Source organism: Pseudochrobactrum asaccharolyticum (assembly GCF_003314995.1).
GTDB classification, from domain to species: domain Bacteria; phylum Pseudomonadota; class Alphaproteobacteria; order Rhizobiales; family Rhizobiaceae; genus Pseudochrobactrum; species Pseudochrobactrum asaccharolyticum.
In genome coordinates, this window is record NZ_QNRH01000001.1 from 619,183 (window position 1) to 639,109 (window position 19,927).

17 protein-coding genes are annotated in these 19,927 nt (G+C 49.0%); 13 read left to right on the forward strand and 4 right to left on the reverse strand.

Annotated features, from left to right (window positions below; genetic code table 11):
- Positions 1-308 precede the first annotated feature (308 nt).
- Together DFR47_RS02900 and DFR47_RS02905 are read left to right on the forward strand one after the other, a co-directional pair.
- Positions 309-2,027, forward strand: coding sequence for a ribonuclease J (locus tag DFR47_RS02900; protein WP_113942870.1), 1,719 nt, complete (start codon positions 309-311; stop codon positions 2,025-2,027).
- Positions 2,028-2,217: 190 nt separating this feature from the next.
- On the forward strand, positions 2,218-2,484 hold the full coding sequence (locus tag DFR47_RS02905) for a DUF1467 family protein (RefSeq protein WP_113942871.1): 267 nt from the start codon (positions 2,218-2,220) through the stop codon (positions 2,482-2,484).
- A 59-nt stretch (positions 2,485-2,543) separates the two neighbouring features.
- Here DFR47_RS02905 and DFR47_RS02910 read toward each other — a convergent pair whose 3' ends face one another.
- Positions 2,544-3,245 (reverse strand): hypothetical protein, encoded by a 702-nt coding sequence (locus tag DFR47_RS02910; protein WP_113942872.1) that lies wholly within the window; start codon positions 3,243-3,245, stop codon positions 2,544-2,546.
- 345 nt (positions 3,246-3,590) lie between these two features.
- Between DFR47_RS02910 and DFR47_RS02915 the strand changes: the two genes are divergently transcribed.
- From DFR47_RS02915 to map, 8 genes are all read left to right on the forward strand, one after another.
- Positions 3,591-4,667, forward strand: coding sequence for a helix-turn-helix domain-containing protein (locus tag DFR47_RS02915; RefSeq protein ID WP_113942873.1), 1,077 nt, complete (start codon positions 3,591-3,593; stop codon positions 4,665-4,667).
- Positions 4,668-5,488: 821 nt separating this feature from the next.
- Positions 5,489-6,817 (forward strand): proline--tRNA ligase, encoded by a 1,329-nt coding sequence (gene proS / locus DFR47_RS02920; RefSeq protein WP_113942874.1) that lies wholly within the window; start codon positions 5,489-5,491, stop codon positions 6,815-6,817.
- A gap of 143 nt (positions 6,818-6,960) precedes the next feature.
- Positions 6,961-8,187, forward strand: a complete 1,227-nt coding sequence (locus DFR47_RS02925) for a lipoprotein-releasing ABC transporter permease subunit (protein WP_245416448.1) — start codon at positions 6,961-6,963, stop codon at positions 8,185-8,187.
- Between the two features lie 8 nt (positions 8,188-8,195).
- Positions 8,196-8,885: an ABC transporter ATP-binding protein gene (locus DFR47_RS02930; RefSeq protein ID WP_113943212.1), complete on the forward strand. Its 690-nt coding sequence runs from the start codon at positions 8,196-8,198 to the stop codon at positions 8,883-8,885.
- Positions 8,886-9,045: 160 nt separating this feature from the next.
- A complete protein-coding gene (locus DFR47_RS02935; RefSeq protein ID WP_170137429.1) occupies positions 9,046-10,611 on the forward strand; it encodes a sulfatase-like hydrolase/transferase in 1,566 nt (521 codons plus the stop codon).
- 688 nt (positions 10,612-11,299) lie between these two features.
- On the forward strand, positions 11,300-14,761 hold the full coding sequence (dnaE, locus tag DFR47_RS02940; protein WP_374788391.1) for a DNA polymerase III subunit alpha: 3,462 nt from the start codon (positions 11,300-11,302) through the stop codon (positions 14,759-14,761).
- Between the two features lie 77 nt (positions 14,762-14,838).
- On the forward strand, positions 14,839-15,051 hold the full coding sequence (locus tag DFR47_RS02945; RefSeq protein ID WP_113942878.1) for a ParD-like family protein: 213 nt from the start codon (positions 14,839-14,841) through the stop codon (positions 15,049-15,051).
- Positions 15,048-15,845, forward strand: a complete 798-nt coding sequence (gene map / locus DFR47_RS02950) for a type I methionyl aminopeptidase (protein WP_113942879.1) — start codon at positions 15,048-15,050, stop codon at positions 15,843-15,845. Before DFR47_RS02945 ends, map begins: the two co-directional genes overlap by 4 nt.
- 45 nt (positions 15,846-15,890) lie before the next feature.
- Here the strand turns inward: map and DFR47_RS02955 are convergent, their stop codons facing one another.
- Positions 15,891-16,532: an NAD(P)-dependent oxidoreductase gene (locus tag DFR47_RS02955; RefSeq protein WP_113942880.1), complete on the reverse strand. Its 642-nt coding sequence runs from the start codon at positions 16,530-16,532 to the stop codon at positions 15,891-15,893.
- A 207-nt stretch (positions 16,533-16,739) separates the two neighbouring features.
- Here DFR47_RS02955 and DFR47_RS02960 point away from each other — a divergent pair, with 207 nt between their 5' ends.
- A complete protein-coding gene (locus DFR47_RS02960) occupies positions 16,740-17,168 on the forward strand; it encodes a winged helix-turn-helix transcriptional regulator (protein WP_113943213.1) in 429 nt (142 codons plus the stop codon).
- 53 nt (positions 17,169-17,221) lie between these two features.
- Here the strand turns inward: DFR47_RS02960 and DFR47_RS21520 are convergent, their stop codons facing one another.
- On the reverse strand, positions 17,222-17,530 hold the full coding sequence (locus tag DFR47_RS21520; protein ID WP_147245474.1) for a hypothetical protein: 309 nt from the start codon (positions 17,528-17,530) through the stop codon (positions 17,222-17,224).
- A gap of 372 nt (positions 17,531-17,902) precedes the next feature.
- Between DFR47_RS21520 and rpsD the strand changes: the two genes are divergently transcribed.
- Both rpsD and DFR47_RS02975 read left to right on the forward strand, forming a co-directional pair.
- Positions 17,903-18,520 carry a 30S ribosomal protein S4 gene (gene rpsD, locus DFR47_RS02970; RefSeq protein WP_113942882.1) on the forward strand — a complete coding sequence of 206 codons (618 nt, stop codon included), beginning with the start codon at positions 17,903-17,905 and terminating at the stop codon, positions 18,518-18,520.
- A gap of 157 nt (positions 18,521-18,677) precedes the next feature.
- Positions 18,678-19,220, forward strand: a complete 543-nt coding sequence (locus tag DFR47_RS02975; protein WP_113942883.1) for a single-stranded DNA-binding protein — start codon at positions 18,678-18,680, stop codon at positions 19,218-19,220.
- A gap of 50 nt (positions 19,221-19,270) precedes the next feature.
- Here the strand turns inward: DFR47_RS02975 and DFR47_RS02980 are convergent, their stop codons facing one another.
- Complete coding sequence (locus DFR47_RS02980) at positions 19,271-19,903, reverse strand: MarC family protein (protein ID WP_113942884.1); 633 nt, start codon at positions 19,901-19,903, stop codon at positions 19,271-19,273.
- Between the last annotated feature and the right edge of the window lie 24 nt (positions 19,904-19,927).

Below are 19,927 nucleotides of genomic sequence, written 5' to 3' on the forward strand. Positions count from 1 at the left end.
TTAGAGTTATGTTTCATGAAAGCGGTGATAGCTTGGTGTTATCAGGTCAAGCCGAAGTGAACGCGATAAACTGGCTAATAGGTCCGGTATTGTTATAAATGGGATGTTGAAGTGCAAAACTTCAGCTTTCCTTTTGTAAGTTGGGAATTTCACAGAACAATTCTTGCTTCCAATCACTTTAGCGGTCATGAAATTATTATCTTAAGTTTGCATTGTTATGACTGTGCGCATCCGGCTCTGTCTTTAAAAGAGCAGGGAAAATGCCAAATGATGATGTACCGGAATTAAATAGTTTTTGAGGAGGGGGAATGCCCCAGTCCCGTTTGGATGATTTGCAGAACAAAGCCCAGCTGAATGGCAAAGAGGAACTGGTGTTCCTGCCATTAGGCGGCGTCGGTGAAATCGGTATGAATCTTGCAATGTACGGCTACGGGCCGGAACATGCGCGTGAATGGATCATTATCGATATGGGCGTGAGTTTTGCAGGTCCTGAATTGCCGGGGGCAGATTTGATCCTTCCGGATATCCGTTATCTGGAAGCAGAGCGTAATAATATCCGCGGGATTATTATCACCCACGCGCACGAAGACCATTATGGCTCGCTGCTGGATTTGTGGCCGCGCCTCCGTCTGCCGGTTTATGCGACGCCATTCACCGCCGGTTTGCTCGAAGCCAAACGTCAGGCTGAATATAATGCCCCGGAAATTCCGGTGACCGTATTCCGTGCGGGTGAAAGCTTTGAAGTCGGCGCTTTCAAGATCGAAGCGCTGGCCGTTACCCACTCTATCCCTGAGCCGGTATCGCTGGCGATTACCACACCGCTAGGCCGTGTGATCCATACAGGCGACTGGAAGATTGATCCGGAACCATCCCTGGGCCCTGTGCTTGATGCCAGCCGTTTTGAACAACTCGGCGATGAAGGTGTGCTGGCATTGGTCTGCGACAGTACCAATGCGATGCGCGAAGGTGAATCCCCATCCGAGCGTCAGGTTTCGGAAAGCCTGCGTGAGCTGATCCAGAATGCCAAAGGCCGTGTGGCCATTACCACATTCTCTTCCAATGTCGGACGTATCCGCTCAATCGCCGAAGCAGCACGCGATGCCGGTCGTCAGGTGCTGGTGGTTGGCCGTTCGATGAAGCGCTGCATTTCTGTGGCGACAGAGCTTGGCTATATGGAAGGTCTGCCGGAATTTCTCTCGGAAGATGATTACGGCTATGTCCCGCGTGAAAATGTGGTGATGGTTCTGACCGGTAGTCAGGGGGAACCACGTGCTGCGCTTGCCAAACTGGCACGAGATGAAATGCGCTCTCTGGCATTGACCGCCGGTGATACGGTGATTTTCTCGTCGCGTACTATTCCGGGTAATGAAAAATCGATCATTGAAATCAAAAACATGCTGATCGAGCAGGGCATTAAGATCATCTCTGATGATGATGCGCTTGTGCATGTTTCGGGCCACCCGCGCCGCAATGAGCTGAAGCGTATGTATGCTTGGGTTCGTCCGCAAATTCTGGTGCCGGTGCATGGTGAAGCCGCGCATCTGGTTGCACAGGGCACTCTGGGCATGCAGGCCGGCATTCCGGATGTGGCGCAGATCCGCAATGGTGATGTGCTGCGCTTAGCACCGGGCCCTGCAAAGATCATTGATGAAGCACCTTATGGCCGTATCTATAAAGATGGTCGCCTGATTGGTGATGAAGATGAAATGGGGATCACAGAGCGCCGCAAACTGGCTTGGGTTGGCCATGTGGCGGTGTCCATTCTTCTCGATAATCAGCATAAAATCTACGATGATCCGGAAGTGGTTGCTTTTGGCCTGCCGGAAGAAGATTCTCAGCGTAATTTGATCGAGGATCTGCTTTATGATGCCGTAATGAGTGCCGTTGACAGTATTCCGCGCGCGCGTCGTAAGGATCTTGAACTGGTGCGTGAAGCTGCACGGCGTGCAGTACGTGCTGCAGCCAATGATGTCTGGGGCAAAAAGCCGGTTACCACTGTCTTTGTAACACGTATTCCGGAAGCCTGATTACCTGCATTTATATTGCTTCTGTTAAGTTTAAAACCGCCGGTCTGTATCGCACAGACCGGCGGTTTTATTTTTGGTTGCTTGAATTCATTGGCACGGCACTATTGTCGGCACGAAAATGCTGAACTAAGGTGAGGCCGGAGCAGAGCATAACCTTGATATTGGTATCGGTTATGCAGGGAGGAAAAATATGTCGGTTATATCCGGAATGGCGATTTTTTTCATCATCTGGTGGACAACACTGTTTGCCATGTTGCCTTTTGGTTTGCGTACACAGGCAGAAGAAAATCATATTGTGCGTGGCACAGTCGCGAGCGCTCCGGCACGCCCGCGGATCTGGCTGGCCTTTTTACGGACAACAATCGTCGCCACGATCATTTTTGGCTTATTCTGGTTTGTCACGCAGAAGCTTGGCTTTGGTCTGGATGACATTCCGCACTTCTTCCCGGACCTGTGAATCTAAAACTGAGTTTATTTCCGTAATCATCTGTATTCATAGCGCTATATAGAATTAAATTATCTGATTTTGGTGCGTACGGCATCGCCTGAAATCAGAATTTCAGGCTTTGCATTGGGTGTGTTCGGCAGTTTACTGTCGAACATGGATGCCTTGGCATGAATACGATAGCTGACCGCAGTACCTTTCGGAAACTGCAGACTGGTATCAAGCGCACGACCGGCGATATCAATCTGCTCCGGTTGCGTAGTATCATCGAATTGCAATCTTGTACGAAAAGCATCGCCACGAATTTTAACCGTTTGGGCTGAGCCTGACAGAGCAATATCTGCAGCTCTGGTGTCGATATCCAAACCGGAGAATTGCCCCTGAAGATCAGCTTTGAAAGCGGGCTGATCAATCGTCACACTGGCATCGCGCGGCAGGTTGATTTGCAGATCGGTGCTGCATTCCGACAGATCATACCAGTCGCTGTTGCGGGATGTGATCAGCAATGTTTGTCCCGTCACAACCATATCACCCTTTGCTTTACAGTCATTATAGAACCAACCGGAGAGCCAGCCTGACGGTTTGGCGGTCATGATTGATTGCCACTTTTCATCTTCTTGAGTGGTTAACCGGATAAAGCTGGCATCACCGCTAATTTTGACAAGATTGACGTCATCTGTCGCGACTGACTTCGTGGCAGGAGACGGTTCGTTGTTGCAACCGCTGAGTGCAACGACGGTGGAAAGCAATATAGAACGAAGCAGATAATCCATGCATATTTATCCCTATTAAGATGGTCTGTGCATGGATATTTGATCGTTCTGTCATTTTCGGCGACCTGAAACCTGATCAAGGTCGACGCAAAATGCGTTTTGCTTCATCGCTAGAGCGTGTTGCGTTTAATCGTATCCACTGCGCTCGCTCTAGATTCTTTTAATTATCGCATGTTCGAGAACGCTAAATGAATACATTTGAGCCAGACATGCTTTAGAGCATCCCGAAAAGTAGGAATCGATTTTCGGAGAGGTTATGCGTAAAAATAAATAGATAGAGAACTCTCAATGGTTTGGTCTGAACCGGAGATAGTCTGGCTTGTAACCATCATGTAAGGCTGTGCCGTGCTTTTTATTCCTTTGCCTTTTGTGGTGACAATCTTGCTGGCTATGTTGCTTTGGCAATTGTTGCGCAAGCGTGAGACGGGCAATCGCACAGATCAGTTTTTCATCGTGCTGATTAGTATTTATATGGTGCAATCTGTATTGCTTGGTTTGCGCTGGGGCTATGAAATTACAGCGGTTTTGCCATTACAGATATTGCTGGCCTCACTCATTGCCGGATTGGCCTATTTAAGTTTTTATAGTCTCACTGTGCCCGACAGCACGCTGGCATTAAGCCTTAAAAAGATATGGCCGCATTTGCTGCCGGTGATGGTTATTTTCAGCCTGTTGCTTTTCCGGCGGGACTTGGCAGCTCTGGCTATTATTGTGATTTTCCTGGTCTATGGCGTTTCTTTATTATGGCTTGCCTTTAAGGGGCCGGATATTTTGATTGCAGCAAGATTGGATGGTGTGCTGCGTTCCTATCGGGCAATGCAGATTACCGGCCTGATGCTGATCGGCTCTGTAATCGTTGATCTTTTGATTAATTTGGATTTTGCCCGAAACAGTGGTCATTACTCACCAGCTATCATTTTGGTGACGAATATTCTGTCATTACTTTTCCTTGGCACTGCAGCAGGCGTGGCGCTGAACAATCGTACCAATGATGAAAGCGGCGGGGAGGCGGAGCCTCACGCGCAAGCGCCAAGTACGGAGGCGGCTCTGACCACGGAGCAACATGTGGCTATCGTGGCGGAACTGGATGATCTGATGCGAGAAAAGCAGCTCTATAAGGACATGGAGTTGAATTTGAAACGCATTGCACATCGTTTGCGCAAACCGCCACGTCATGTGTCTGAGGCGGTAAATCGTTGTCGCGCAATGAGCGTTTCTGTCTATGTGAATAATTTTCGCGTGGAGGAGGCGTGCCGTCTGTTGCGGGAGACGGACGAGCCGGTGACACAGATTACATTTGCCAGTGGTTTTCTGACCAAGTCCAATTTCAATCGCGAATTTTTGCGTGTGACGGGTATGAGCCCCAAAGCATTTCGCAGTCAGATGGTAACATCTGACGTTCGCGATAATGCGCCCAACTAAAGGTTATTTCGCAATCGGCTGATAATGCCTGATCTCTGAACTGAGCATTCTCATCGAAAATAGCTTCTCGCGCTGATTTCTCTGTGAAATGTGGAGAGTGAGCAGGGCGGGAGAGTCGCTGCTTTATTATTGCAGCCAAGAAAAACTATGCTTTATAATCACACTATATTTGTATTATTAAGATGTAAAAAAAAGCAAGGCGTTAGCCTTGCTGATAAAATACGCGTCCAACTCGTATCCTTATTACAGGCGGCTGCGATAAACCGCGCCTGAGTTGCATCCTCCCAAGACTTTGACCGCGTGAGAGAGTAGTTAAGCCTGCTCTCTGTTGTCGTTAACTTGAAAATAGAGTGAGAAATATCAGTTGTCACGTGTTTTTTTAAGCGAGAACACAAAAATGACATATGATTTAAAGCGAAAATACGATTTTGAGAGTTTTTAATTCGATTTAAATGACCAAATTGATCAAAAATGCAGTTTTTGAACTGTTTTCTGTGTCAAAATCGAATTTGTAAAAAAAATGTCACAAAGAAGTAAAACAGAAGAAGTTTGTATTCTTATCCTCTCAAGAGCGGGCATAAACTTGTGAAGCTCACGCTATTTTGAGCGGGTAAGCCTGTTTTCTATGGAATCAGCATGGCTTGCCATAATTTGGCAGGCTTTATCCGGCAGGTCTGCACTGTTCCGTGTTGGAAATTACAGCGCTCCGCTCTGCGTGAGACGGGTTTTCATTGCTACGATAAGTGGTTAATAAACACGGGAGATTTTATGTGTTTTTTCCTGATTCTTCGGTGTCGGGAACAATTTCCGGTGGTTCCTCCATGCGTATGTCGCGATTCTTTTTGCCAATCCTGAAAGAAAATCCAAAAGAGGCAGAAATTGTCTCCCATCGTTTGATGCTGCGTGCGGGTATGATCCGTCAGCAATCAGCTGGTATCTACACATGGCTGCCGCTGGGTCTGAAGGTGCTCAACAAGGTCAACACAATCATCCGTGAAGAGCAGAACCGCGCTGGCGGTAATGAAATTCTGATGCCGACCATTCAGTCTGCGGATCTGTGGCGCGAAAGCGGCCGATATGACGCTTACGGCAAGGAAATGCTGCGCATCAAAGACCGCTCCGAGCGTGAAATGCTGTTCGGCCCGACCAATGAAGAAATGGTCACCGATATTTTCCGCTCTTATGTGCGTTCTTACAAGGACTTGCCGCTGAACCTCTATCACATTCAGTGGAAATTCCGTGATGAAGTGCGTCCGCGTTTCGGCGTGATGCGCTCACGTGAGTTCCTGATGAAAGATGCTTATTCCTTTGATCTGAACTATGAAGGCGCGAAAGCTGCCTATTACCGCATGTTTGTTTCTTACCTGCGCACATTCTCGCGTATTGGCGTGCAGGTTGTGCCGATGCGTGCAGATACCGGCCCGATCGGTGGTGATTTGTCCCATGAGTTTATCATTCTGGCAGATACCGGTGAAAGTCAGGTTTTCTGTGACCGCGCTTATCTTGATCTGAAAGTGCCGGGTGCGGATATCGACTTCTTCGATGATGCCGCAATGGCTTCGATCGTTGACCAGTGGACAACACCTTATGCCGCGACTGAAGAAATGCACGACGAAGCCGCATGGGCAAAGGTCGATGCAGCTTCTCAGGTTGCAGCACGCGGTATTGAAGTCGGCCATATCTTCCATTTCGGCACTAAATATTCTGAGCCAATGGGCGCGAAAGTGCAGGGACCAGACGGTAAAGAGCATCTGGTTTCCATGGGTTCTTACGGTATCGGCCCTTCACGCGTGGTTGCAGCAACGATTGAAGCATCGCACGATGAAAACGGTATCATCTGGCCGAAAGCCATTGCGCCGTTTGGTGCGGGTATCGTCAATATGAAGCCAGGCGATGCGGCTTGTGATGCTGTTTCTGAAAAACTCTATGAAGCGCTGACCAATGCCGGTCTTGATCCTTTGCTGGATGACAGCGACGACCGTCCGGGTTCAAAATTCGCGACTATGGATCTGATCGGCGTGCCGGTGCAGATTATCGCCGGTCCGCGCAGTGTTGCGAATGGCGAAGTTGAAGTGAAAGATCGCAAAACCGGTGAACGACAGACAATGACTGTGGAAGCCGCAATCAATCTTCTCACTGCGGGGCAGTAATGTTCAAAAAGCCTGCGACAGGTGGAAAACAAGGCAACGGAGGAGCGCAATTGCTCAATAAATTGCCCAAGAAGCCACAGGAAAAGAAATCGGCAGCCCAGGCAAAGCGTCAGGGCACCGGACCATTCTCCGCACTGGAACGTATGATTGCATGGCGCTATCTGCGTTCCCGCCGTCGCGAGGCTTTTATCTCTGTGATTGCCGGTTTTTCATTTACCGGCATCATGCTTGGTGTGGCCACACTCATCATCGTTATGGCGGTGATGAATGGCTTTCGTACTGAGCTGCTCAACCGTATTCTCGGTATTAATGGTCACCTGATTGTTGCACCGATCGATAGTCCGCTGGAAGATTATGACCATCTGGTGAAGCGGATGGATGCGCTGAAAGGCGTAAAATTCGCGATTCCGGTGGTTGAAGGTCAGGCGCTGGTGCAGGGCGCTATTGGTGCAGGTACCGGCGCATTGGTGCGCGGCCTGCGTGAGCAGGATGTCAACAAGCTTGAGCTTATTGCCAAGAATGTAAAATCCGGCACTTTTGCGAACTTCGATACCTCCGATGGCGTGGCTATTGGTACGCGTATGGCACAGAATCTTGGTCTTGGTGTCGGGGATGATCTGAAAGTCATTTCTCCTGACGGCGATGTCACACCATTTGGTGTCAATGCCCGTACAAAAGCCTACCCGATCAAGGCAATTTTCGAAATCGGTATGTCGGAATATGACGCTTCTATTGTGCTGATGCCATTGGGCGAGGCGCAATTGTTCTTCAATCAGGAAGATCGTGTTCAGTCGATTGAGGTTTTCGCGGATAATCCGGACAAGGTCGATGATTTGCGCGCCGGTGTGGAAGAGGCGGCTGAGCGTCCTGTCATGATGACAGACTGGCGGCAGCGTAATGCTACATTCTTCTCGGCCTTGCAGGTTGAGCGCAACGTGATGTTTATGATCCTGACATTGATCGTTCTGGTCGCCGCATTGAATATTATTTCCGGACTGATCATGCTGGTGAAAGATAAAGGGCGCGATATCGCGATCCTGCGCACGATGGGTGCAACCCGCGGCGCAATCATGCGTATCTTCCTGATGACCGGTGCCGCAATTGGTGTCACCGGTACATTGGCAGGTGTCGTACTTGGTGTGGTGGTGTGTCTCAATGTTGAGAGCATCCGTGCATTCTTCTCATGGCTGTCGGGTACGACCTTGTTTAATCCTGAGCTTTATTTCCTCAGCCAGCTTCCGGCCAAAATGAATGTCGGAGAAACACTCTCTGTTATTGGTATGGCACTGTTCTTGTCATTTATTGCTACGATTTTGCCGGCCTGGCGTGCGGCTAAACTCGATCCTGTTGATGCGCTGAGGTACGAATAATGGCTGGTATGTCAGGGGAACCGATCCTTCAGCTGAAAAATGTCTGCCGCAGTTATCATGAAGCAGACCGTGAGCTGACCATTCTTAAAGATGCGAATTTCACACTGATGCGCGGTGAGATGGTGGCATTGGTTGCGCCATCCGGTGCCGGTAAATCCACATTGCTGCACACTGCTGGCTTACTGGAAAAACCGGATTCCGGCGATGTAATCTTAGGGAAAACATCTTGTGCTCAGCTGGATGATGATGAGCGCACTGCTATGCGTCGTCATGATCTGGGTTTTGTATATCAGTTTCATCATCTGCTGCCGGAGTTTACCGCGCTGGAAAATGTGATGGTGCCGCAGATGTTGCGTGGACTGTCATCGAAAGTCGCATCACAGCGGGCGCAAAACCTGCTGGATTATATGCGTATCGGGCCACGTTCATCGCATCGTCCTTCAGAGCTTTCAGGTGGTGAGCAGCAGCGTGTGGCGATTGCCCGTGCGGTTGCTAATGCGCCGCTGGTACTGTTCGCGGATGAACCGACAGGTAATCTTGATCCGTCTACGTCTTCTTATGTATTTCAGGCGTTAGAAGCACTGGTACGCCAGTCTGGCCTGTCTGCATTGATAGCAACACACAATCATGATCTGGCGCGTCGCATGGATCGGTGTGTGACTTTGAAAGACGGTAAGATCGTCGAATTTGTATTATAGTAAAAAGAAATTTTATATTAAAAATAAATAAGTAATAAAGAGGTGATATAAGAGGAGAATTTTTGTTTTATTAATGTATGAATGTGAAAATTTCTTGAAATTATTGTGACGCATGCGTATGCCATCCTTGGGTGGCGAAGATACGCATGCGGGGGCAGTAATGGAATTTATTTTAAACCGTAGCCAGTACAAATATAATTTTATTGTTTTTGTTCTGGCGTTTTCTGTTTCTTATGCGTTTAAGAAGTATTTTCTTATTTCTGGATTTGTTAGTTCTGCATTATGTTTTGGTGGAGCTGCAATTTATATAATGTACGGTTTTGGTGCCGTTGCTAAACAGCCAGTTTCATTTCGTTTCCTTTATAGTTTAGTCCCTATTGTTTTGCTGTTTATTTATGCTGGTGTTATTGGGCTTTTTGGCAGCTTTGATTTTGCAAGTATTGTTTTTCACTTAAATATGGGAGTGGAAGGTGGTGCTCCAGAAAATAGTACAAAATACACGTTACGTTTTGCGCTGAGTTGTCTCGGTGTGATCCTTGCTTTCTGGTTTTTAATTAATAAAGATAGACGTTTTTTGGTTTTAGACAGGGCATTATTTATTCCGCTACTGTTGATTAACCCACTTGTTTGGAGTGTCGGAAGTTTTTTTATTGGCAGTCATTACGATGATCGGTTGTTGAAAGCCTATTTTGCACCCGATCATCTGCAACTTGCAACGGCCATAAAGCAAAATATGATTATTATTTATGCTGAAAGTACAGAGCGTACTTTCGCTGATATTGCTGCTGGCGACAAAGTATTTGCTGAGCTGAAAGAGCTTTCTGCTTCGGGTTTGGAGGTCAAAGGTCTGGCTCAAGCAAAAAATACGGGCTGGAGCATGGCTGGCTTTGTCGCATCACAATGTGGGGTTCCTCTGCAACCTCATGGTCTTTTAAGCGGGAACTTGTTTGATAAGCAGCAAACGTTTTTTGCCGGCATAGTTTGTCTCAGCGATTTGTTGAAGAAAAATGATTACCAAGTTGAGTTTTTGAATGGCTCTGATCATGGTTTTGCCGGAATGAGAGCGTTTTTGAAAAGCCATAAATTTGACCAGGCTTTTGGTTTGCATAATATCGAAGCTGCCAGTGATTATCGGAATGACTGGGGGCATTATGATGATACTGTTTTCAAACAAGCACAAAATCGTGTACGGCTGTTAAAAAAATCCGGAAAGCCATATGTCATGTCTGTTGCGACAATTGCAGCGCATTTTCCAAACGGACATTCGACAAGGAGTTGTGAACGCGCATTTCCAAACAATAAACTACCTCAAATTCTTTTCTCAGTAAAATGTACTGGCTATGAAATTAGTAAGTTTATTAAAACTCTTCGGCATGAAGGGCTGCTTGACAATACGGTTGTTGTTATCGTCAGTGATCACCTGATGATGAAAAATGATTACGAAGAGCAGTTGAATCAAAAACAACGCCTTAATTATTTCGTCGTAATCGGCGATAGCATTCGTCCGCAATTACTGGAAAGACAAGCTGCTATGTTCGACGTTTTCCCTACATTGCTGGATTTGTTAGGGTTTTCTTTGCCAGATGGTCGGGCGGGCTTGGGTGTTTCTTTATTGTCTGTGAACAAAACACTTTTTGAGCAATATGGAGCGGATAAGATCAATGATCGGATAAGTCGTGATCGTTTGTTGGCACGAAAAATTTGGGTTGAGCCATCAGTTCTTTAATGGTGATCTTAGAAGACATTATTTGGGGTAGTTCGTTAGATGCCACTCATGAGTTAATGAGTGGCATTTTTATTTTTACCATAAGTAAGATATGCGTTTGAATTTAAGGCGTAAAATTTTTGCCCGTATAAAATGATGGCCTGTGCAGGCTGGAGTGGGATTGAAAGATTCATATTTTACTAACTATAGATGTTTTTACGCGAACAAAGAGGGGTTGACTACGGAACAATAATGGAACAAATTACAAACATACAGGAACATATGGAGTTCATATCATGTCTGATCTGGTTCGTGATGTTATGTCATTTATTTCTATCGGTTTGTTCGTAGCGACATTTGCTATGTGGGTCGCAGTATTCTGATCCTGATTGTTCTGTTCGCTCAGAACATAAAAGTTACTCACAGGCGGAGGACTGCCTGTGAATGATATGCAGAATGCATATATGCATCTGGACATCATGACGGCATTGCGGGAAAAAGGGTTTTATGAATGAGCGGAGTCTTTGGGCTTCAGTTTCAATCATTCAATTCGATTTTCCCGGATTACAGAGCTGCCATTGTTAAAACTGGTTTCGCTGTAAAACTTTGAAATGCGATAGCATCATTGCTCACAGAAGAGCAGGTGGTGTCTGCGATGACGGAGTATATGCCTTTGCCTTCTGATGTTTCTGCCGTAGCTGCTTCTGATATGTCTGCCGGTGCACCGGCATTTATTCATTTGCGTACGCATTCGGCCTATTCATTGCTGGAAGGGGCGTTGCAAATCGGCAAAATCATTGGCCATGCCAAAGATGATAATGCTCCCGCAATTGCAGTCACAGATACGAATAATCTCTTCGGGGCACTGGAATTCGCGCAGAAAGCTTCGAAAGACGGTATTCAGCCAATTATCGGTTGTGTTGTTGACATTGCCTTTGGCGATCATCAGCCAGAAGGTCGCGCAATCAACCGGCGTGATGCATTGGATCTGGCTCCGGTGGTGCTGCTGGCTTCCAGTGAAGAAGGCTATGCCAATATGGTGCGGCTGGTCAGCCGTTCTTATTTGGAAACTGAATCCGGTGATCCGGTACATATCCGTGCAGACTGGCTGCCGGATTTGTCGGAAGATGTTATTTTTCTGACTGGTGGAGCTGAAGGGCCTATCGGTAAGCCACTGAGCGCTGAGCGTGAAGAACGTGCGCGCAGCCGTCTCGAATTTTTAAAGAACACTTTTGGTGATCGTCTTTACATCGAACTGCATCGCCAGCGTGGATATGACCGTGTACTTGAAGCCAGATTGGTTGATTTGGCTTATGAATATGAACTACCATTGGTTGCGACCAATGAGGCTTTCTTCAAGCAGAGTGAGGATTATGAAGCGCATGATGCGCTGCTGGCGATTGCCGACGGACAGGTCATAGCATCAGATGATCGCCGCCGCCTGACACCGGATCATTATCTGAAATCCCAGAGCGAAATGGCGGCTTTGTTTGCCGATCTGCCGGAGGCTTTGGAAAATACAGTCGAGATTGCACGCCGTTGCCATTGGTACACGCAAACCCGCGCGCCGATCCTGCCACGTTTTACCGGTGAATCGGATGATCCGGAAGCTGCTCTGCAAGCAGAAGCGGATGAAATGGCGCGTCAAGCGCGCGAAGGCCTTGAAGAACGTTTGAAGATTTTCGGCCTTGCCGAAGGTCATACCCATGAAGACTATATCAAACGTCTGGACTATGAGATTTCGATCATCGTCCGTATGAAATTTCCGGGCTACTTCCTGATCGTTTCGGACTTTATTAAATGGGCGAAACTGCAGGACATTCCGGTGGGGCCGGGGCGTGGTTCCGGTGCCGGCTCGCTGGTTGCTTATGCGCTGACTATTACGGACGTTGATCCGTTGCGCTTTTCTTTGCTGTTCGAGCGCTTTCTTAATCCGGATCGTGTGTCGATGCCGGACTTTGATATCGATTTTTGTCAGGATCGCCGTGAAGAAGTGATCCGCTATGTACAGCAAAAATATGGTCGCGATCAGGTCGCGCAGATTATCACTTTCGGTACGCTGCAGGCGCGTGCGGTGTTGCGCGACGTTGGCCGCGTGCTGCAAATGCCTTACGGTCAGGTGGACAGGCTGTGTAAGCTGGTGCCGTCAAACCCTGCCAATCCGGTATCACTTGGCCAGGCGATTAATGAAGAACCGCGTATTAATGAGGAGCGTGAGAAAGAGCCCGTTGTCGGTCGCCTTCTCGATATGTCGCTGAAGCTGGAAGGGCTTTATCGTCACGCTTCTACGCACGCTGCGGGTATTGTTATCGGTGACCGGCCTTTATCGGAACTAGTGCCGATGTATCGCGATCCGCGCTCGGACATGCCGGTCACCCAGTTCAATATGAAATGGGTTGAGCAGGCCGGTCTGGTAAAATTCGACTTTCTTGGTCTGAAAACGCTGACGGTACTCAATACAGCCGTGAAGCTGATTGCCCGTAAAGGTGTCGATATTGATCTGCAAACACTGCCGTTTGACGATCAGCTGACCTATGAAATGCTGTCGCGCGGTGAGACAGTCGGGGTGTTTCAGGTGGAATCCGTGGGGATGCGTAAAGCACTCATCGGGATGAAGCCTGACCGTATCGAGGATATTATTGCGCTTGTGGCGCTCTATCGTCCGGGCCCGATGGAGAATATTCCGACCTATAATGCGCGCAAGCATGGTGAGGAGGAAATTGCCTCTATTCACCCGAAAATTGACCATCTGGTGAAGGAAACGCAGGGCGTTATTGTTTATCAGGAACAGGTGATGCAGATCGCGCAGGAGCTTTCCGGCTATTCGCTTGGTGAAGCGGATTTGCTGCGCCGCGCGATGGGTAAGAAAATCCGTGAGGAAATGGACAAGCAGCGCGTCCGTTTTGTTGATGGTGCGATTGAAGGCGGTGTTGGCAAGGCGCAGGCCAATACGATTTTCGACCTTCTTGCCAAATTTGCTGACTATGGTTTCAATAAATCCCACGCAGCGGCCTATGCGATTGTTTCTTATCATACTGCTTATCTGAAGGCGCATTATCCGGCAGAGTTTCTCGCCGCATCCATGACCTATGATATGAACAACACGGAAAAGCTGAATGATTTCCGTCGTGATGCACTGCGCCTTGGTATTGAGGTGGTGTTGCCGTCGGTCATGACATCCTACCGTCCGTTTGAGGTGGGAGAAGGCAAGATTTTCTATTCTCTGGCAGCGATCAAGGGCGTCGGTGATGCTGCAGTTGAGCATATTGTCGAAAAACGGAAAGAAAAACCGTTTGAAAGCCTTGAGGATTTCTGTGAACGCGTTGATCCGCGCATGGTCAACCGCCGTGTGTTTGAAAGCCTGATTAATGCCGGTGCGCTGGATTGTTTCGGTGTCGATCGCTCGGCTCTGAGCTCCGGTATGGACAGTCTGATGGCCTATACGCAGCGCACGCAGGAAAATGCCAATAGCGGGCAGTCCGATATTTTTGGCACCGGTCTGGTGCCGAAAGAAAAGCTGCAATTGCCGGTGGTAACCCCTTGGACATCATCAGAAAAACTGCACCGCGAATTGCAGGCTGCGGGTTTCTATCTCTCAGCACACCCATTGGATGATTATAATGAAGCGCTGCAGAAGATGCGTGTTCAAAGCTGGGCTGATTTCTCCAATGCGGTGAAAAAAGGTGCAACCAACGGTCGTCTGGCCGGAACGGTTATCAGTAAGCAGGAGCGCAAGACCAAGACCGGTAATAAGATGGGCATTATCGCCTTTTCAGATGCGACAGGTCAGTTTGAATCGGTACTGTTCTCGGAAGCGCTCCAGCAGTTCCGCGACCTGTTGGAGCCCGGACGTTCGGTGGTGATTACGGTTTCGGCTGAAAACCGGCCGGAAGGTGTGAGCCTGCGTATTGCTACGGTCGTGTCATTGGAAGATGAGGCCAGCCGCCTGCAAAAGGCATTGCGTCTGTTTTTGCGGAATAGCGATGCGCTCGATCAGATTGTGCCTTACTTCAAAACCCGTGGTGACGGCGAGGTCAGCTTCATCGTGATCAAGGATAATGGTCAGCGCGAGGTCGAAGTTGCTTTACCGGATCGCTACCGCATCAGCCCGCAGATTGCCAGCGCGATGAAGGCTATTAACGGTGTAGTGGATGTGGAACTCATCAGCTGATCGCTGACGGATTATTCACCTTGAGACTCAATATATGTTTCATGTATAGTATGTATATAAAACATATGTGAGGCCTTATGGGTATTGTGAATATTGAAGACGAGCTGCATGAGCAGCTGCGTCTTGCAAGCAAGGTGACCTGCCGCTCTATTAATGCGCAGGCTGCTTTCTGGATTAAGATCGGCATGTTATGCGAGACCAATCCGACGCTCAGTTTTTCAGAAATTATGCGCCGTGAGCTCAATGCCGCTGGTGTTGCTGTGTCTTCGCTGAGTGTGAGTGAAGCATGATTAAGCAACCACAGGAATTGGCACTGATGGCTGAGGCAGGCCGATTACTGGCTTCAGTCTTTGATATGCTGGATAAAACGCCGCTGGAGGGTGTCTCAACCATTGAGATTAACGACAAAGTCGAGCGCTTTATCACTGAGAATCTACAATCCCGACCGGCCAGTAAGGGCCAGTATGGCTATGGCTTTGTCCTGAATTCTTCACTTAATCATGTGGTTTGCCACGGTGTGCCGTCGCAGTCCGATGTGTTGAAAAGCGGTGATATTGTCAATTTTGACATTACGCTGGAGAAGAACGGCTATATCGCAGATTCCAGCAAGACTTATTGTGTCGGTGAGGTAAATACGGCTGCCAAGCGATTGGTGCGTGCCGCTTATGAAGCAATGTGGATGGGGATTGCTACGGTGCGTCCGGGCGCGCGGATCGGCGATATCGGCTGGGCGATTGAGCGCCATGCCAAGCGCAACGGCTATTCGGTTGTGCATGATTATTGTGGGCATGGTATCGGCCGTGAGATGCACGAAGAGCCGCAAATTCTCAATTTCGGTAAGCCCGGAACCGGCCTGTTTCTGCAACAAGGCATGGTTTTTACCATCGAGCCGATGCTCAATCAGGGGCGGCGCAACGTAAAGACCGAAGCGGATGAGTGGACTGTCACCACAAAGGATGGATTACTCTCGGCACAGTTCGAACATACGGTTGCAGTGACCGCAACAGGCGTGTCGGTGCTGACCCTGCGTGAAGATGAAAAGAACTCGCCGCAGGCTAAGCGTCTCGGCCTGTTTCCTGCCTGATAAAAAGAAAGCCTGCAATTAAAACAGGCTTTCTTATTTTAGCTTTTAATATGCTGCTGTGAAGCGCTGGCGGATATGTTTGCCTTGTTCTGCTTCATCAAGAATGGCGACGGCCAGATCGCCGACGGTGATTTTGCTTTCACCTTTGTCGTCAAAAACCGGAGAATCCTTACCAAGACGGAATGTGCCGGTGGCTTCCCCCGGAACCAGCAGAATGGCTGGTGAAACAAAAGACCAGTCCAGCGTATCTTCGGCTTTCAGATCATTGAGTGCCTGACGGGCACCCAGCGCACCTTCTTTATATTCAGCCGGAAACTCAGGGGAATCCACCAGCTGCTGACCGTTGATTTCGAGGCTGCCTGCGCCGCCGACTGCGATCAGACGCTTGATGCCAGCTTTCTTCACCGCTTCACTAATGGATTTGCTGCCCTTGATGTGAATATTGCGGATGTCAGCTTCCTGCCAGCCCGGATTATAGGCGGAGATCACCAGATCATGGCCTTTTAAAAGGGCAGCCAGTCCGTCCGTGTCCAGGACGTCAGCTTTCACCGCAGTGACATTGGCACTGGCAGCGATTTTCTCCGGATGGCGCACAAAAGCGCTGACCTGATGACCGCGTTTCACGGCTTCATTGAGCAGGGCTGTTCCGACATAACCGCTGGCGCCGATGATTGCAATTTTTGACATGATGCTTACCTCATACTATAAATCTGAGAATTATTTTTAATCAGGTTACGATAGGTAACTATGTAATATGCTTTTAAAGGGCTGTGAAGAATGCACTTTAAAGTTGGCAGGTTACATCAAAGTAACCACCTGTTCTGCTGTAAATGCAGGTTTATTATGGTGATGGACAGGAGAAGGATGAAGGCAATGGCATCTCAAACCAAGGCTATGCAGAAAAAAATATCTGTCGTGGATAGTGATGAAACTCAAAAAACTGTCCCGCTGCTGGCAGACACCGCCGGATTCGCAACGAATGAAGACGGCACTTGTCCGATCCGCGAAGTTCTGGATCGCGTTGGGGATACATGGAGCCTGCTGGTTATTCTCAATTTGCAACAGGGCACAGTGCGGTTCAATGCGTTGCGCCGTCTGATTGAAGGTATTTCGCAACGTATGCTGACAGTGACTTTGCGCTCATTGGAGCGTGACGGTTTGGTGTTGCGTATTGTGCGCCCGACTTCGCCGCCGGAAGTGGAATATTCGCTGACGCCGCTTGGTATGTCGCTGGCCAAGCCGATTGATGGTCTGGGGCAATGGGCCGTTGATAATCGTCATATGATGCGCGAAGAGCGTGCGCGCTTTGATGCTCAACAGTGATGAGACCGGTATTTCACTCTTAAGAATGTGGTTCGCTTTATATGCTGGTCAGCCTATTCGACATAAAACAGCAAAAGCAATGCAATCAGCATGGCCGGCATAAGGCATAGCGCAGACATGTTCAGAATTGCGGACACCGGCTGCTGCAATGATGCATTCTTTTTATAGCGTGCAGATGCTTGGAACGACTTTACACATTGGTAGATAACCAGATAGCCGCCCATGGTGATCAGTCCGAGTGTCCAGCCTGACAGAATAGTTTGTGTCGGCTGTCCCGGAACGCCGATGATCCACGGAATAATCAGAAGTCCGCAAATAGCTGCAATCAAATCCGGATAGAAGCGTATAATGAGTTTTGTCATATTCAGATGATCTCTGTCCGGACGCATTTTGAAATCTGTGCTATCGGTTTTGAACTGAAAATTAGAACCATACAAGCAGCTATAGCCGTAGCGTGCTCCGGTTTTGCCGATATTCGGCGATTTAGCATTTGATTTGCAGCAGTCTGAGCCACAGGCCTTGACAACAACGGCTCCCACTCCTTAAAAGCCGCTCAGGATTTCAGGGCATCTTCGCAGATTCCCTGTATCTGTAGACGTGTCCCGTGAATAATTGCCTCATTCGCTGTTGCAATGTTCTGTCAGTCTTCTCAATGAGAGGACAGAGGAGGGCGCGTTTCCTTCGAGCGAGGCAGATAAGCTGCCGCGCCGGTATCACTTATAAAGGGAAATGCGATGAGTAAGCGCGAATCTTCCAAATATAAAATTGACCGCCGTCTTGGCGAAAACATCTGGGGCCGTCCTAAATCCCCGGTAAACCGTCGTGAATACGGCCCAGGTCAGCACGGTCAGCGCCGTAAGGGCAAGCTCTCCGACTTCGGTATTCAGCTGCGCGCAAAGCAGAAGCTGAAAGGCTTCTACGGCGATATCTCCGAAAAGCAGTTCCGTAAAACTTACGAAGAAGCTGCTCGTCGTAAGGGCGATACCGGTGAAAACCTGATCGGTCTGCTGGAAAGCCGTCTGGATGCAGTTGTATACCGCGCCAAGTTCGTACCGACCATCTTTGCTGCCCGTCAGTTCATCAACCACGGTCACGTAAACGTAAACGGTCGTCGCGTTAACATTCAGTCCTACCGCCTGAAGGCTGGTGACGTTGTTGAAGTTCGCGAAAAGTCCAAGCAGCTGGTTATCGTTCTGGAAGCTATCCAGCTCGCAGAACGCGATGTTCCTGACTACATCGTTGCTGACCACGGCAAGCTGACTGCAACATACAGCCGCGTTCCAGGCCTGTCCGACGTTCCTTACGCCGTTCAGATGGAACCAAATCTGGTTGTTGAATATTACTCCCGTTAATCGTGAGTATGGCGGAGTTATCCGCTGTGAAATCAGAGCCGCTGCGATATTTCGCGGCGGCTTTTTTGTTTTGGATAAGCCATCTTCCCCTTTCATCAGGGGGCTGCCTTATGTATTGTCACGCAAACTGTAAGAAAAAAATCTGGAGTGCAGGTCTATGGCAGGCTCAGTCAATAAAGTTATTCTCGTTGGTAATCTCGGAGCGGATCCTGAAATCCGTCGTCTGAATTCCGGTGAGCCGGTTGCAAATCTGCGTATCGCGACATCCGAAAGCTGGCGCGACCGCCAGAGCGGTGAGCGCAAAGATAAAACCGAATGGCACAGCGTTGTGATTTTCAACGAAAATCTGGCCAAGGTTGCAGAACAGTACCTGAAAAAAGGCGCGAAAGTTTACATCGAAGGTCAGCTGCAGACCCGTAAATGGACCGACCAGAACGGCAATGATAAATACACGACTGAAATCGTGTTGCAGAAATTCCGTGGTGAATTGCAGATGCTTGACAGCCGTGGTGAAGGTGGCGGCGGCGGTGGCCGTTTTGAAGGTAGCGGCAGCGGCGGCGATCGTTTTAGCGGCGGTTCATCCCGTGGCGGTGATTACGGCGGCAACAATAATAGCGGCGGTAATGATTTTGGCCGTTCCAGCCCGCAGCAGCAGTCCGGCGGTTTCAGCCATGATCTGGACGATGATATCCCGTTTTGAGACTATCGATTTCAAAGAAAAGCCCGCGTTTATCGCGGGCTTTTTGTTGTTCAGGCTCCGGTGATCAGAGAGCGGACACCATCAGCGACAAATTGCACTGCCAAAGCCGCAAGGATCACGCCGAGCAGGCGGGTGAGGATGGAGCGGCCTGTTTCCCCTAAAAAGCGGTCAACGCGCTCTGCGAGCAAAAATACGACATAGGAAATCAGAATACAGGCAAGCAAAATGCCGAGAAGTGCCAGTCTGGTACCTATGGTCGGGAAGCTGCCGCCGAGCAGTACTGTAGCGGAGATCGCGCCCGGACCTGCAATCAGCGGAATGGCCAGCGGGAAGGCAGCCACATTGCGGATATGGTCTTTGGTAATTGCAACCGTTGCGCTTTTCTCATGGCGCTCCTGACGGCGCTCAAAAATCATTTCAAAAGCAATCCAGAACAGCAGTAAGCCACCGGCAACGCGGAAAGCGCCAAGTGTAATGCCGAACATCATCAGAATTTGTGCGCCGGCAATGGCGAAAAGTGCCAGAATGATAAAGCCGATAATGCTGGCGCGCTTGGCGACCTGCGCCCGTTCACGGCGATCCATACCGGTGGTAACCGCCAGAAACAGCGGCGCAAGACCCGGCGGATCAATGGTGACGAGCAATGTGACAAAGGCGCTGAATAGACTGTCGTAAAAGCTCATCTGTGTCCCCGTTCTTACGTTTAT

Coding starts and splice junctions, on each gene's coding strand:
- DFR47_RS02900 (WP_113942870.1), top strand. CDS start 309: ATGCCCCAGTCCCGTTTGGATGATTTGCAGAACAAAGCCCAGCTGAAT.
- DFR47_RS02905 (WP_113942871.1), top strand. CDS start 2,218: ATGTCGGTTATATCCGGAATGGCGATTTTTTTCATCATCTGGTGGACA.
- DFR47_RS02910 (WP_113942872.1), bottom strand. CDS start 3,245: ATGGATTATCTGCTTCGTTCTATATTGCTTTCCACCGTCGTTGCACTC.
- proS (WP_113942874.1), top strand. CDS start 5,489: ATGCGTATGTCGCGATTCTTTTTGCCAATCCTGAAAGAAAATCCAAAA.
- DFR47_RS02925 (WP_245416448.1), top strand. CDS start 6,961: ATGATTGCATGGCGCTATCTGCGTTCCCGCCGTCGCGAGGCTTTTATC.
- DFR47_RS02930 (WP_113943212.1), top strand. CDS start 8,196: ATGTCAGGGGAACCGATCCTTCAGCTGAAAAATGTCTGCCGCAGTTAT.
- DFR47_RS02935 (WP_170137429.1), top strand. CDS start 9,046: ATGGAATTTATTTTAAACCGTAGCCAGTACAAATATAATTTTATTGTT.
- dnaE (WP_374788391.1), top strand. CDS start 11,300: ATGTCTGCCGGTGCACCGGCATTTATTCATTTGCGTACGCATTCGGCC.
- DFR47_RS02945 (WP_113942878.1), top strand. CDS start 14,839: ATGGGTATTGTGAATATTGAAGACGAGCTGCATGAGCAGCTGCGTCTT.
- map (WP_113942879.1), top strand. CDS start 15,048: ATGATTAAGCAACCACAGGAATTGGCACTGATGGCTGAGGCAGGCCGA.
- DFR47_RS02955 (WP_113942880.1), bottom strand. CDS start 16,532: ATGTCAAAAATTGCAATCATCGGCGCCAGCGGTTATGTCGGAACAGCC.
- DFR47_RS02960 (WP_113943213.1), top strand. CDS start 16,740: ATGCAGAAAAAAATATCTGTCGTGGATAGTGATGAAACTCAAAAAACT.
- DFR47_RS21520 (WP_147245474.1), bottom strand. CDS start 17,530: ATGACAAAACTCATTATACGCTTCTATCCGGATTTGATTGCAGCTATT.
- rpsD (WP_113942882.1), top strand. CDS start 17,903: ATGAGTAAGCGCGAATCTTCCAAATATAAAATTGACCGCCGTCTTGGC.
- DFR47_RS02975 (WP_113942883.1), top strand. CDS start 18,678: ATGGCAGGCTCAGTCAATAAAGTTATTCTCGTTGGTAATCTCGGAGCG.
- DFR47_RS02980 (WP_113942884.1), bottom strand. CDS start 19,903: ATGAGCTTTTACGACAGTCTATTCAGCGCCTTTGTCACATTGCTCGTC.